This window comes from Kitasatospora sp. NPDC091276 (assembly GCF_040684355.1).
Classification (GTDB): domain Bacteria; phylum Actinomycetota; class Actinomycetes; order Streptomycetales; family Streptomycetaceae; genus Kitasatospora.
This window is the reverse complement of record NZ_JBFBFU010000016.1, coordinates 148,908-162,055: the sequence shown is the minus strand read 5'-3', so window position 1 is coordinate 162,055 and position 13,148 is coordinate 148,908. Positions and strand designations below refer to the sequence as shown.

Annotated in this window: 13 protein-coding genes; 10 read left to right on the top strand and 3 right to left on the bottom strand. The window is 74.6% G+C overall.

Annotated elements, in window-relative coordinates; all coding sequences use genetic code 11:
* The first annotated feature begins 789 nt into the window (after positions 1-789).
* From AB0O19_RS21585 to AB0O19_RS21575, 3 genes are all read left to right on the top strand, one after another.
* Positions 790-1,440, top strand: coding sequence for a TetR/AcrR family transcriptional regulator (locus tag AB0O19_RS21585; RefSeq protein ID WP_363586740.1), 651 nt, complete (start codon positions 790-792; stop codon positions 1,438-1,440).
* 141 nt (positions 1,441-1,581) lie between these two features.
* Positions 1,582-1,809, top strand: coding sequence for a DUF3107 domain-containing protein (locus AB0O19_RS21580; RefSeq protein WP_063347919.1), 228 nt, complete (start codon positions 1,582-1,584; stop codon positions 1,807-1,809).
* Positions 1,810-1,943: 134 nt separating this feature from the next.
* Positions 1,944-2,267: a hypothetical protein gene (locus tag AB0O19_RS21575; RefSeq protein ID WP_363586741.1), complete on the top strand. Its 324-nt coding sequence runs from the start codon at positions 1,944-1,946 to the stop codon at positions 2,265-2,267.
* 32 nt (positions 2,268-2,299) lie between these two features.
* Here the strand turns inward: AB0O19_RS21575 and AB0O19_RS21570 are convergent, their stop codons facing one another.
* Entirely contained in the window at positions 2,300-3,028 is a 729-nt protein-coding gene (locus tag AB0O19_RS21570) for a ferritin-like fold-containing protein (protein ID WP_063347921.1), read from the bottom strand.
* A 706-nt stretch (positions 3,029-3,734) separates the two neighbouring features.
* Here AB0O19_RS21570 and AB0O19_RS21565 point away from each other — a divergent pair.
* The 5 genes from AB0O19_RS21565 to AB0O19_RS21545 all read left to right on the top strand — a co-directional run bounded on the left by AB0O19_RS21565 (position 3,735) and on the right by AB0O19_RS21545 (position 9,110).
* Positions 3,735-5,696, top strand: a complete 1,962-nt coding sequence (locus tag AB0O19_RS21565) for a DEAD/DEAH box helicase (protein WP_363621468.1) — start codon at positions 3,735-3,737, stop codon at positions 5,694-5,696.
* A gap of 129 nt (positions 5,697-5,825) precedes the next feature.
* Positions 5,826-6,701, top strand: a complete 876-nt coding sequence (locus tag AB0O19_RS21560) for an alpha/beta fold hydrolase (protein WP_363621466.1) — start codon at positions 5,826-5,828, stop codon at positions 6,699-6,701.
* 369 nt (positions 6,702-7,070) lie between these two features.
* On the top strand, positions 7,071-7,229 hold the full coding sequence (locus AB0O19_RS21555) for a hypothetical protein (RefSeq protein WP_159398440.1): 159 nt from the start codon (positions 7,071-7,073) through the stop codon (positions 7,227-7,229).
* 310 nt (positions 7,230-7,539) lie between these two features.
* The gene (locus AB0O19_RS21550; protein ID WP_363586743.1) at positions 7,540-8,178 is read left to right on the top strand and encodes a DUF6758 family protein; all 639 of its coding nucleotides are present in this window, start codon (positions 7,540-7,542) and stop codon (positions 8,176-8,178) included.
* Between the two features lie 71 nt (positions 8,179-8,249).
* A complete protein-coding gene (locus AB0O19_RS21545; protein ID WP_363586744.1) occupies positions 8,250-9,110 on the top strand; it encodes a PHP domain-containing protein in 861 nt (286 codons plus the stop codon).
* A gap of 74 nt (positions 9,111-9,184) precedes the next feature.
* Here AB0O19_RS21545 and AB0O19_RS21540 read toward each other — a convergent pair whose 3' ends face one another.
* Positions 9,185-9,826 carry a suppressor of fused domain protein gene (locus AB0O19_RS21540; protein WP_363586745.1) on the bottom strand — a complete coding sequence of 214 codons (642 nt, stop codon included), beginning with the start codon at positions 9,824-9,826 and terminating at the stop codon, positions 9,185-9,187.
* A 426-nt stretch (positions 9,827-10,252) separates the two neighbouring features.
* Here AB0O19_RS21540 and corA point away from each other — a divergent pair, with 426 nt between their 5' ends.
* Entirely contained in the window at positions 10,253-11,374 is a 1,122-nt protein-coding gene (gene corA / locus AB0O19_RS21535) for a magnesium/cobalt transporter CorA (RefSeq protein WP_363586746.1), read from the top strand.
* Positions 11,375-11,397: 23 nt separating this feature from the next.
* On the opposite strand, the gene AB0O19_RS21530 is transcribed toward corA, so the two are convergent.
* Positions 11,398-12,243 carry a DMT family transporter gene (locus AB0O19_RS21530; protein ID WP_363621506.1) on the bottom strand — a complete coding sequence of 282 codons (846 nt, stop codon included), beginning with the start codon at positions 12,241-12,243 and terminating at the stop codon, positions 11,398-11,400.
* Positions 12,244-12,490: 247 nt separating this feature from the next.
* Between AB0O19_RS21530 and AB0O19_RS21525 the strand changes: the two genes are divergently transcribed.
* Complete coding sequence (locus tag AB0O19_RS21525; RefSeq protein WP_363621464.1) at positions 12,491-13,030, top strand: hypothetical protein; 540 nt, start codon at positions 12,491-12,493, stop codon at positions 13,028-13,030.
* Positions 13,031-13,148: the final 118 nt, after the last annotated feature.

Sequence of the window (13,148 nt, the reverse complement as noted above, 5' to 3'; positions counted from 1 at the left end):
GCGGATCACGGGCGGGCGGATCACGGGCGGGCGGATCGACGGATGGCTTGAGCGGCTTGAGTGGCCACCGGGGCGGCCCCGCACGGCGGCGGGGACGGTCCGGGGGCGAGGAGTCCGGTCGGTCGGGTACGACACCGCGACGCTCCCCCGGGGCGGGGCACCACCGAGCGGTGGTGCGGCCGTCCGGCCCGACGGTCCGGCCGCGCCCCTCCCGCGATCCGTTCCCCCGGGCGCACGCCCGTTCCGGCGGGTCGGGCCCGACCCGCCGGGCCCCCTGGGTGCGGCCGCCCTCCGGATTTCCCCGGCGTCCGCGGCCTCCCCCACACCTGTTCGGTCCGACAGCAGAAAGGTAGGACCGGGCCCGGGCAATCCATCGGTCACATGCCTGGTTGCCACCTGAACGAGTGAACGGGCGTGACCTCGCCCCGAACCGGGCCGTTACCGGGCGGTGCCGGCGGCCGGGCGCCGGTCGCCGGCCTCCCCCCTCATGGCGGACGATGGGAGTGGCCTTGTTCGCCGCCGCGAGGGGCCCCGGGTCCACGATGCCGGCCCGCGCTCCGCGCTCGGTGACGCCGCCGGTGCGGTGCGTCACGAGGTTCGGATTCCGACGGCCCGGACGGCCGTTCCGGCCCCTGTCACACCCCTGCCGACGCCGAGGTCAGCGCCGTATTGTGGGCTCCTGACAAGGAGGCCGAGGTCCTTTTCTCACTCCCGCCGAACGCGGAAGCGGTTACCGAAAAGTAGAATCGGCCCTCTTGCCAGCCCCGAACAACCGAAGTGAGGAGCGCCGTGACGGCCATCCAGGAGGCGCAGGAGCGCCCGCGCGGTGCCCGCCTGCCGCGAAGCGCCCGCCGTGAACAACTGCTCGGTGCCGCCCAGGAGGTGTTCGTCGCGCAGGGTTACCACGCGGCCGCCATGGACGACATCGCCGACCGCGCCGGGGTCAGCAAGCCGGTGCTGTACCAGCACTTCCCCGGGAAGCTGGAGCTGTACCTGGCGCTGCTGGACAAGCACTGCGACGCCCTGGTCGAGTCGACCCGCGACGCACTGTCGACGACCACCGACAACAAGCTCCGGGTGGCCGCGACGATGGAGGCGTACTTCAACTACGTCTCCAGCGAGTCCGGCGCGTTCCGCCTGGTCTTCGAGTCGGACCTGACCAACGAGCCGGCCGTGCGCGAGCGGGTCGAGCGGGCCTCCGAGGCGAGCGCGACGCTGGTCAGCAAGGTGATCCAGGAGGACACCGACCTGCCCGAGGCGGAGTCCAAGCTGCTCGCCGCCGGGGTCTGCGGCCTGGCCCAGATCACCGCCCGGTACTGGCTGTCGCAGGGCCTGGACATCCCGCGCGACGAGGCGGCGCGACTGGTCGCCAGCCTGGCCTGGCGCGGGCTGAAGGGCTTCCCGATGCACCCCACCTCGGAGGGCGGAGAGGCCCTCTAGCAGGGGTGATCCACCGACCTTCGCCGCCGCGGTGATCCCGTGCTCTATGGTGAAGCCGTACGGCGCGGTCGTCGCGAACGCTTGTCCCAGGCGGTCGGGGTGTCCGCGCGTGGAGGCTGCAACCCCGGAGGGACGGAAGCCGTGGAGGTCAAGATCGGCGTGCAGAACACGCCGCGCGAGATCGTGATCGAGAGCACGCAGAGTGCCGATGAGATCCAGAGCGCGATCGCCAAGGCGCTGGAGGGTTCGGAGAAGCTCTTCGCGCTGACCGACGAGCACGGCCGCCGCGTCATCGTCCCGGCTGAGCGCCTGGCGTACGTGGAGATCGGCGAGCAGGCCGCCCGCAAGGTCGGCTTCGGCACCGCCTGAGGCGTCGTCCGAGCTGCTCACCCGGTGCCCCGCTCCCCCAGGGAGCGGGGCACCGTTGCGTGTACGGCCGGGTCGGCCGGGGTACGGCGACAGTGCGGCCGTCGGCGCCGCGCGCCCGTCCCCGGGAGGCAGTTTTGCTGGTCGAGTCGATCGCCTTCGCCCTCGTCGGCCTGGCCGCGGGCCTGGCCGCACTGCTGGCGCGGCCCGCGTACTTCCGGGCGGCCCGCACCCTGACCCTGGGCACCGCCCTGGCGGCGGCGCTACTCGGCGGGACGGTGGCGCACTTCTGCCTGGACGGGCGCTACCCGGCGGCGTCGATCGCGGCAGCGGCGCTGGCCTCGGCGGTGCTGACCACGACGCTGGCCCGGCCGGACCTCGCCGCCGGGCGGGCCCCGGCGCACCGGCACCACCCGCACCGGGCCGGTGTCCACCGCACCCGGCGCCACCGGCCGGCCTGACGCCCGGGCCGGACGCCCGGGCCGGGCAGGCCCTAGCTGGCCAGGCCCAGGGCGGCCATCCGCCGGGTGTGCGCCTCGGTGATCCGGTTGAACATCTTGCCGACCTCGACCAGGTCGAAGCCCTGCACCTGGACGCCGCCGACCAGCAGGTTGGACAGCGCGTCCCGCTCGGCGACCACCCGCTGGGCCTGGCTGAGCGCCTCGCCCATCAGCCGCCGGCCCCACAGCGCGAGCCGGCCGCCGGAGCGCGGGTCGGCCTCGATGGCCTGGCGCACCTTGTCCACCGCGAACTGGGCGTGCCCGGTGTCGGACATGACGCCGAGCACCAGGTCGCGGGTGTCGTCGTCGAGCCGGACGGCGACCTCGCGGTAGAAGTCGGTCGCGATGGCGTCGCCGACGTAGGCCTTGACCAGGCCCTCCAGCCAGTCCGAGGGCGCGGTCATCCGGTGGAACAGCTCCAGCGGCTCGACGAACGGGCGCATCGCCTCCTGCGGGTCGGCGCCGATCTCGGCGAGCCGGTCGTGCAGGCGCTGGTAGTGCTGGAACTCGGCGGAGGCCATCCGGGCCAGGGCCGCCTTGTCGGCGAGGTCCGGCGCCAGCTTGGCGTCCTCGGCGAGCCGCTCGAAGGCGCTCAGCTCGCCGTAGGCGAGTGCGCCGAGCAGGTCCAGCACCGCCGCCCGGTAGCCGGGGTCGGCCGAGCACGCGGCCCAGTCCCCGATCGAGCCGGCTGCGGCGTCCTGCGTCTCACCATGGGTCTCCATGACCCGCCACCTTAGTCCCGCCGGCCCGGGGGACCCACCCTGGCCGGCCGTCGGCCGGTCGCCCGGGTGACCGGCCGGAACACCCCTTCCGGCCCGGGTCGGGAGGGGCAATGTCAGACGCGTCACGTGTTCGAGTCGTCGCCTGACTGTATGGTGGTACGGAGCCCCGTCGTGTTCGCACGGTGTCACCGCCGTCTCGGTGTCCCGCGCAAGCCCGCTCCGAAGCGGCACCGTCCATCCGGACGTGTCCGCACCGGAGCCACGGGTACTCACGTACGCGGATGCCCGGTCGGAGAGCCGATCGGCTCCGACCATGGCTTGGACTTCAAGCCTTGGCACCGCATCAGTGGCCGAGCGAGGGCCGCCGAGACCGCGCCCCCTGGCGAAGGTCCCGCGCAGGTCCCTCATGGGAATCCTCCCCGACGCCGCCGGCGACGCGCCCCGCACAGGGCAGCGCGCACCGGCCGGCCGCAGGGACCGGCGCGGTTGTGCGTCCGCTCAGCTGCATCAGGGCCGCCAGGCCCGTACGCAGCCGTGCGGCTGCCCGCCCGCCGCTCGCTCTCGGCCCCTTTCACACGGAAGAGGCAGCACCCTGTCCACCACCGCTGAACCCATCAAGACGACGTTCCGGGATCTGGGAATCCTCCCGGAGACCGCCGAGGCGCTCGAGTCCGTCGGCATCGTCCACCCCTTCCCCATCCAGGAGATGACCCTCCCGGTCGCGCTGACCGGCCACGACGTCATCGGCCAGGCCAAGACCGGCACCGGCAAGACCCTCGGCTTCGGCCTCCCGCTGATCGAGCGGTGCGTCGTGCGCGCCGACGTGGACGCCGGCCGGGCGACCGAGGAGCAGCTCTCCGACGGCCCGCAGGCGCTCATCGTCGTCCCGACGCGTGAGCTCTGCACCCAGGTCACCAACGACCTGCAGACCGCCGGCAAGGTCCGCGACGTGCGCGTCCTGGCCGTCTACGGCGGCCGCGCGTACGAGCCGCAGGTCGAGGCGCTCGCCAAGGGCGTCGACATCGTGGTCGGCACCCCGGGCCGCCTGCTGGACCTGGCCGGGCAGAAGAAGCTGAACCTGTCCAAGGTCCGCTCGCTGGTCCTGGACGAGGCCGACGAGATGCTCGACCTCGGCTTCCTGCCGGACGTCGAGAAGATCATCACCATGCTGCCGGCCAAGCGGCAGACCCTGCTGTTCTCGGCCACCATGCCGGGTCAGGTCATCAGCCTCGCCCGCCGGTACATGAGCCAGCCCACCCACATCCGGGCCGCCGCCCCGGACGACACCGGCACCACCGTCGCCAACATCGAGCAGCACATCTTCCGCGCGCACTCGCTGGACAAGGTCGAGCTCGTCTCGCGCATCCTCCAGGCCGACGGCCGCGGGCTGGCGATGATCTTCTGCCGCACCAAGCGCACCGCCGCCGACGTCGCCGACCAGCTGACCCAGCGCGGCTTCGCGGCCGGCGCCGTCCACGGCGACCTCGGCCAGGGCGCCCGCGAGCAGGCGCTGCGCGCGTTCCGCAACGGCAAGGTCGACGTGCTGGTCTGCACCGACGTCGCCGCCCGCGGCATCGACGTCGAGGGCGTCACGCACGTGGTCAACTACCAGTGCCCCGAGGACGAGAAGACCTACCTGCACCGGATCGGCCGCACCGGCCGGGCCGGCGCCTCGGGCACCGCCGTCACCCTGGTCGACTGGGACGACATCCCGCGCTGGCAGCTGATCAACAAGGCGCTGGAGCTGACCTTCAACGACCCGGAGGAGACCTACTCCACCTCGCCGCACCTGTACGAGCTGCTGAAGATCGCGCCGGGCACCAAGGGTGTGCTGCCGCGTTCGGAGCGGACCCGGGCCGGGCTCGGCGCGGAGGAGGTCGAGGACCTCGGCGAGACCGGCGGGCGCGGTGCGCGCACCGCCCGGGCCAAGGGCCCGCGCAGCGGCTCCGGCCGCACCGGCGCCCCCGAGGCCGCCGTGGCGACCGAGGAGAAGCCGCGCCGCACCCGTGAGCGCCGCCGCACCCGGGGCGGCTCCGCGGTCGCCGAGGGCGAGGCCGGGACCGTCGTCGAGGCCCCCGCGGCCCCGGCCGTCGAGGGCACCGAGGGCGAGGCGGCCCCGCGCCGCCGTCGCCGCCGTTCGCGCGGCGCCGCCGCCGGCGAGGCCGCCGTGGTGGCCGAGGCCGTCGCGGTGACCGAGGCGGCCGTGGCGGCTCCGGTCGCCGAGGCTCCGGCCGCGGTGGCCGTCGTGGCCGCCGCCGAGGCCGTCGTCGAGGCCGCCGTCGCGGAGAAGCCGGCCGCCCGCACCCGGACGCGCGCCGCCCGCAAGCCGAAGGCGGAGGCCGTCGAGGCCCCGGCCGAGGCTCCGGCCGCCGAAGCCGCCGAAGCCGTCGAGGCCGCCGTCGCGAAGAAGCCGGCCACCCGGACGCGCACCCGCAAGCCGAAGGCGGAGGCCGTCGAGGCCGTCGCCGAGGCCCCGGCCGTCGAGGCCGCCGTCGCGGAGAAGCCCGCCACCCGGACGCGCACCCGCAAGCCCAAGGCCGAGGCCGCGACCGCCCCGGCGGCTCCGGAGGCTGCGGCCGCCGACGCCGCGACCGAGGTCCCGGCCCCGCGCAAGCGCACCCGGGCCCGCAAGGCCGCCGCCGCGCCGGAGGCCACCCCGGAGAGCTGACGCACCCCGTCCCGGAGGGGGCGGGCCGGGCCCCTCGCGGTCCGGCCCGCCCCCTCCGGCGTTCCGGCGTTCCAGCACAGGCTGGATAGGGTCGGGGTCACCGGCCAGTCGCCCGCAGGAGAGCAGCCCATGAGCACGCCGCCGTTCCTCACCCTTCCCCGCTGTGCCCGCGCGCTGCGGCTGTCGACCAGCCGCGGCGGGTTCGCCGCGCTGCGGGCCGAGCCGGACGGGCCGGTGCGCGGCTCGGCGCTGCTGGTGCCGGGCTTCACCGGCAGCAAGGAGGACTTCATCGCCCTGCTGGAGCCGCTGGCGGCGGCCGGCTACCGGGTGACCGCCGTCGACCAGCGCGGCCAGTTCGAGACCGGCGGCCCGGACGACCCGGCCGCGTACGCCGTCGAGGCGCTGGGCGCGGACGTCCGGGCGCTCACCGAGGCCGTGGCCGCCGACGACGGCCCGCCGCACCTGCTGGGGCACTCCTTCGGCGGCCAGGTGGTCCGGGAGGCAGTGCTGGCCGCGGCCGCGGACGGCCCGTCGCCGTGGCGCTCGCTGACCCTGATGTCCACCGGCCCGGGCGCGATCGACCCGGCCGAGGCGGCCCGTACCCAGCTGCTGCTGGACGTGCTGCCGGTCATGAGCCTGGAGGAGATCTGGCAGGTCATGCGGCAGATGGAGGAGGGCAGCGGGGACCAGAAGCAGCGCCCGGAGCCGGCCGTCGCGGAGTTCCTGCACCGCCGCTGGCTGGCCAACGTACCGCTGTCGCTGAGCGTCACCGGTGGCCATCTGGTCGCCGCGCCGGACCGGGTGGCGGAGCTGGCCGCCGCCACCGCCGACCTGCCGGTGCTGGTGCTGTCCGGGGTGCGGGACTACGCCTGGCCGGTGCCGGAGCAGACCGGGATGGCGGAGCGCCTGGGGGCCCGCCGGGTGGTCGTCGAGGACGCCGGCCACTCCCCCAACGCCGAACGCCCGGCCGCCACGGCCGAGGCGCTGGCCGCGTTCTGGGCCTGAGCCGCACCGGTCCCGGAGAGTGGTCTGAACCACTTCTCGAAGTTCGACCGTCCTCAACACAGGACAAAAGTCGTTAGTTACGGTAATCTTTGATTCTGTCCGGGAATCATCGCCGGCCTCCGCGTCGGCGCGAATCAGCCGAAACCTGGACTTCACGGTCGGGCAACGGCCCGGAAGCACCACCACGTCACCGTGGTTCACGAGGCACCAGCCGCACCAGGCAAGCAGGGGGAGCCCTTGCCGCAGCAGACCGCCGCACGTACGAACCGAACGATCCGGCCGCACCGCCGGACCCGCAGGACCCCGAAAGGGCTGGTACCCACTCAGCCGCAATCGCCCCGACCGACGGGGCAAGAAGAGGAGACGCCCATGACGAAGACCATGCGCTTCGAGATCGTCCGACTGGACGACGCCAACGGCTCCGCCGCCGACCGCCTGATAGCCGACGCCGAGACCGTCCGCGAGTTCGTCCAGGCCGCCGCCCGCACCGGTGAGCGCCTGCTCATCCGCCCGTGCCCGACCGTCTGACCACGCGCGGCGCCTCCGACCGGGAGCCCTCACCCGCCGCCGACGAGCCGGGAGCGTCCGATCCGGACGTTCCGATACCCGACTGACGCCCTGTCACCGCGATCGCCGATGACAGGGCGTCAGTGCGTCCGGGCCCTGGGCCCGTAGACGTTTGCCGCCGCCCGCCACGGGACATCCCCCAACGGGAACCGCCCGTGCCGCGCCGCCCCACCCGCGCCGAACGGGCCCCGCCACCGACAGGTGCCGCCGAGCCCTCCGTACGGGTGATCGTCCTTGACGCGGCGGTCCGGAGGGAGGAGCGTTGTCGCCTATGAGGGGCGAGCCAAGCTGCCCGAGGTGCGCCGGTCGGGTCCGCGCCCCCGGTCTGTTCTCAGACACCTGGCAGTGCGACCGGCACGGAGCCGTGCACCCGATGCAGCCCGTGCTGCCACCGAGCGTCGAAGCCCTGGGCGTCGCCGTCGCCCGCTCGCAGGTCCCCGTCTGGCTGCCCTGGCCGCTCCCGGTCGGCTGGCTCTACACCGGCATCGCCCACGTCGGCGACGACGTCTCCGGCGCCCGGGCCACCGCCGTCGCCTGCTCCGGACCGGCCCCGCTCGGCGGCTTCGGCGAGCTGGTGCTCGTCGCCGAGGAGCTGGGGGTCGGCCTCGGCGCCCGCTACGCCGGGATGCCCGGGCCCGACCCGGGCGACTCCGTCGGCCTCTACAAGCCCGCCGACGCCAAACTGCTGGCCGCCGGGCGGCCCACCCCGATGTTCCACGTCCCGGACGCCCCGGTCGACCGCGCGGTGTTCGTCGGCGAGGCCCGCGGCCTCTGGCTCTGGGCCGTCGCCTGGCCCGAGCAGTCCGCCCTGGTGATGTACGACGAACTCGTCCTCACCGACCTGCGCGAGGCCGGCGCCGAACTGGACCTGCTCCCCTGCGGGGCCCTCTCCCCCCGCCTGCTGGGATAGGTCCTGTCCGGCCGGGGCCCGGCGCCCTGTCCTATCCTGGGCGGCACCCCGAGCCCTCAGGAGTCCGCCCCGTGCGCATCGACCTGCACGCCCACAGCAACGCCTCCGACGGTACCGACAGCCCGACCGAGCTGGTCGCGGCGGCCGTGGCCGCGGGCCTCGACGTCGTGGCGCTCACCGACCACGACACCGTCGCGGGCCACGCCGAGGCCGCCGAGGCGGTGCGCGCGCTGCCGGACGGCAGCCGGCTGACCGTCGTCCCGGGCGCCGAGCTGTCCTGCGTGGTGGGCGGCGTCAGCATGCACCTGCTGGCGTACCTGTTCGACCCGGACGAGCCGGAGTTCGCGCGCGAGCGGGAGCTGGTGCGCACCGACCGGTTCCGGCGCGGGCGGGCGATCGTCGAGCGCTGCCGCGAACTCGGCGCGGACATCAGCTGGGAGCAGGTGCAGCGGATCGCCGGGACCGGCTCGGTCGGTCGCCCGCACATCGCCAGCGCGCTGGTCGAGGCGGGCGTCGTGGCCACCGTGTCGGACGCCTTCACCGCCGAGTGGCTGGCCAACGGCGCCCGGGCGGACGTCCGCAAGCACGAGACCGACCCGATCGAGGCGGTCCGGCTGGTCCGGGCGGCCGGCGGGGTGCCGGTGTTCGCCCACCCCGGCGCGGTCAAGCGCGGGCGGACCGTCCCGGACCAGGTGATCGCCGACCTCGCGGCGGCCGGGCTGGCGGCGCTGGAGGTCGACCACACCGACCACGACGAGGAGACCAGGGTGCGGCTGCGCGGCCTGGCCGACGAGCTGGGACTGCTGGTCACCGGCTCCAGCGACTACCACGGCAGCCGCAAGACCGTCCGGCTCGGCGAGCACACCACCGATCCCGCGGTGTACGAGGCGCTGCTGGCGCAGGCCACCGGCGCGAAGCCGATCGGCGGCTGAGGGCCGCGCGCCGGAGTGCGGGGGCGCGGTAGGAGCGCGCGGCCAGGACGGGAGACCCGTGACCTGAGCCCCGGTCAGTCCAGCCGGACGCCGCGGCGGTCCGGGTCGCGCAGGTCGGCGCCCTGCTCCAGCCAGCGCTCCTGGAGCGCGGCCGCGCCGTGCACCCGCTTCCAGCCGGCCTCGTTGGGCGTCATCGGCAGCAGCGGCAGGAAACGGACCGGGTCGGCCGGCTCGTCCAGCTCCAGGTCCGGCACCAGGCCGCCCGGCTCGGCGGCCAGCACCGAGGTGAACGGCGCGCCGTCCCACAGCGGGGCGCCGAGGTCCAGCGAGCCGCCGGGGGCCACCACCAGTCCCTCGACCTGCGGGGTCGCGGCCAGGGTGGCCAGGCTGCGCAGCACGCTGTCGCGCCCGCCGCGGACGGTCAGCACCAGTTCGGCGCGCGGGCCGCGCAGTTGGTCGGCCACCGGTGCGGTCGGGTCGGCCATCGGCGCGGCGGACATGCCGAGCGTCGCGTACCGGACCAGGCCGTCGGCGTCCGGGCCGAAGCGCAGCACCTCGATCCGGTCGGTGCCGAGGAAGGTGACCGCGGCGCGGCCGCTCGGCTCGCCGAAGGTGGTGATCAGCCGGGCCTCGACGGCGGCCAGCACCGCCTCCCGGGAGAGCGCCGGGGAGCTGCCGCCGTGGGGTTCGCCGAAGAGCGGGAAGTCGTGCGCCATGCCGGTGAGCGTAACCCCCGGGGGCGGGCCGGCCGTGTGCGGGCGGCCCGGGCAAAGCCTCGGGAAAGCCCGGGGCGCCGATGGTCGGTCAGATGTTAGGGTGAGCGACTGGCCACCGGGAATCCTCAGGTTCCCGGGGCGGCGGCACGAAGGAGGTGGTTGCGGTGGATACCGGCCGACCATGCAGTACCGGCAGCTCTACCCGGCCCCGACTTCCCCGTACCCCTCGCCACGCAGGCTGAACCGGCTGATCCAGCCGAGGTAGCCCGGGCAGGCCGGACGCGGACGAACCGGCCGGGAGAGCACCCTCACCCCCCTTCACCGGTGTTCTTCGCCGTCGCACCACGGCCGCCCGCTCCTCTCCCGCCTTCCGACGGGGGGACCCCGACGCCGCTGTGCGGCGGCTCCTGTTCCAGGGAGCCTGCCATGTCGATGATCAACAGCCTGCGCGCCGCCGTCCGCACCAACCGCCGCCGTTCCGCGGCCGGCGCGTACGACGCCGTCCCGGCGGGCGCCGGCTCGGCGGTCGTCGACTGCGCGGTGTACCAGCACGGCAAGCGCCACGGCGAGACCTGCAGCCCCCGCGAGGCCGCCCGCCGGATCAAGGCCGCGCACCAACTCCCGGACGGGGACGGCTCGTTCAGCTGGATCGGGCTGCACGAACCGACCGAGGCCGAGTTCGAGGGCATCGCCCAGCGCTTCGGCCTGCACCCGCTCGCGGTCGAGGACGCGGTGCACGCGCACCAGCGGCCCAAGGTCGAGCGCTACGACGACGTGCTGTTCGCCGTCTTCAAGACCATCCGCTACGTCGAGCACGACCAGCTCACCCCGACCAGCGAGGTGGTGGAGACCGGCGAGTTGATGGTCTTCGCCGGGCGGGACTTCGTGATCACCGTCCGGCACGGCGGCCACGGCTCGCTGCAGGAGCTGCGGCACCGGCTGGAGGCCGACGCGGACGAGTCCGGGCTGCTCGCCAAGGGCCCGTCCGCGGTGCTGCACGCGATCGCCGACCACGTCGTGGACAACTACCTGCTGGTCTCCGAGCGGCTGCAGAACGACGTGGACGAGATCGAGTACGGCGTCTTCTCGGCCAAGGGCGGGCGCAGCGCCGACGTCGGCCGGGTGTACCAACTCAAGCGCGAGGTACTGGAGTTCAAGCGAGCCGTGGTGCCGCTGCTGCGCCCGATGCAGCAGCTGTCCGAGCCGCTGCAGCGCCTCGTCGACCCGGACATCCAGAAGTACTTCCGGGACGTCGCCGACCACCTGGCCCGGGTCACCGAGCAGGTGCACGGCTTCGACGAACTGCTGAACTCGCTGCTCCAGGCCAATCTGGCGCAGGTCTCGGTGGCGCAGAACGAGGACATGCGCAAGATCACCGCCTGGGCGGCGATCTTCGCCGTGCCCACCATGATCACCGGCGTGTACGGCATGAACTTCGAGTACATGCCCGAGCTGCACCACAAGTACGGCTATCCGATGGTGCTCACCGCCATCATCCTGATCTGCGTCGGGATGTACCGGGGCTTCCGCCGCAACGGCTGGCTGTAGCCGCCCGCGGCGCCCGCCGGCCGCTACCGCCGGCCGCCACGGGCGACCAGGACCAGGCCCACCAGGATCAGCACCACCGCCGGATACGCCGCCACCGGGGGCCACTGGCCGAGCCAGAGGGCGGCGATCAGGGCCGCGCCCGGGGTCTCCAGCAGGATCGCCGTGGAGGTGATCGACGGGCCGAGGGTGCGCACCACGCGGTTGCTCAGCGAGTGGCCGAGCAGCTGGGCGGCGACCATCAGCAGCACGATCTGCCACCACACCCCGGCCGGCCAGCCGGCCAGCGGCGTCCCGGCGACCAGGCAGATCGCCAGCAGGCCCGCCGCCGTGGTGGCGTAGCAGACCAGCGTGTACGCGGTGGTGCTGACGGTCTTGCGGACCTCCGCGCCCAGCAGCACGTACCCGGCGGCGGCCAGGCCCGCGCCGAGGGCGAGCGCGTCGCCGAGCAGCGCGCGCGGGGAGAGCGAGAGGTCGACGCCGGTCAGCACCAGCACGCCGGCGAAGGCCACGCCCGTGCCGAGCCAGACCATCCGGGGGGCGCGGACGCCGAGCAGGCGCATCAGCAGGATGGTCCACAGCGGGGTGGTGGTGACCAGGGCGGTCGCCGAGGCCACCGAGGTCATCCGCAGGCTGGGCATCCAGAGCGCGAAGTGCACGGCGAGCAGTGCGCCCGCCGCGATCGCGAGCAGCAGCGCCCGCCGGCCGATCCCGCGCAGTTCGGCGCGGTGGCGCAGCAGCGCGTACGGGCCGAGGACGCCGACCGACATGACGTTGCGCCAGAACGCGATCGCCAGCGCGGGCGCGGCGGTGGCGCTGATCAGCGGGCCGGACAGCGAGATGCCGGCGATGGAGACGGCGAGCAGCAGCAGGTCGGCGGTGGGGAGCGGGTGTGCCGGCTCGGTGGCGGTGGCGGTGGCGGCTGGTGCGGGGGCGGTCGCGGGCCGGGCGGCGGGCACGGCGCTCCTCTGCTGGTCACGTGGGCTGGGGCGAGGCGGGGACCGGGCTGAACCGGGCCGGGGCCGGGCGCTCCTACGGTAAGGCCCGTGGCGATCCGATGGAACTGTCGCCCGACGGCTGAGACAACTCGTGGACGGCGGAGGTCGTACGCTGGGCGCCATGGACCGTACGCCCGCCGCCGCGACCGCCGACGACTTCCTCGACCAGGCCCTGCTGGAGGAGGCCGCGAAGAAGTCCGGCCTCCTCTGGGTCCGCGCCGACGGCCAGGAGCAGGCCCGCCCGCTCTGGCACGCCTGGCACGACGGCGCCGTGGTGGTGGTCGGCGAGGGCGGCGAGCAGCCGCTGCACGGCCTGACCGCCGGATCCGGCGCGGTGGTGACCGTCCGCAGCAAGGACAAGGGCGGCCGGCTGACCGGCTGGAGCGCCCGGGTCTCGGAGCTGGCCCCCGGCGGCGAGGCCTGGCTGGGCGCCGTCGAGGAGCTCAAGGGCAAGCGGCTGAACGCGCCCGACACCGACACCATCACCGACCGCTGGGCCCGCGAGTGCCGGGTGCTGCGCCTGGAGCCCGCCGGTGCGCTGACCGAGCGTCCGGGCGCGATGCCGGACGTCTCGCACGCTACCCGGCCGATGCCCACCGCGGCCACCACCCGCCGCCCCGTCCCGGCCGGCCTGCCCAAACTGCTGTTCAAGCGCCGCTAAAGATTCACGCCCGGGACTCCTCGGCTGTGTACCGTGCCTCGTCGGGCCGGGCTCGCGACACGCGGGTAGCCTTGCCCGCAGGTGCGCCCCGGCGTACCCGGCACGGCATCGAACGAGT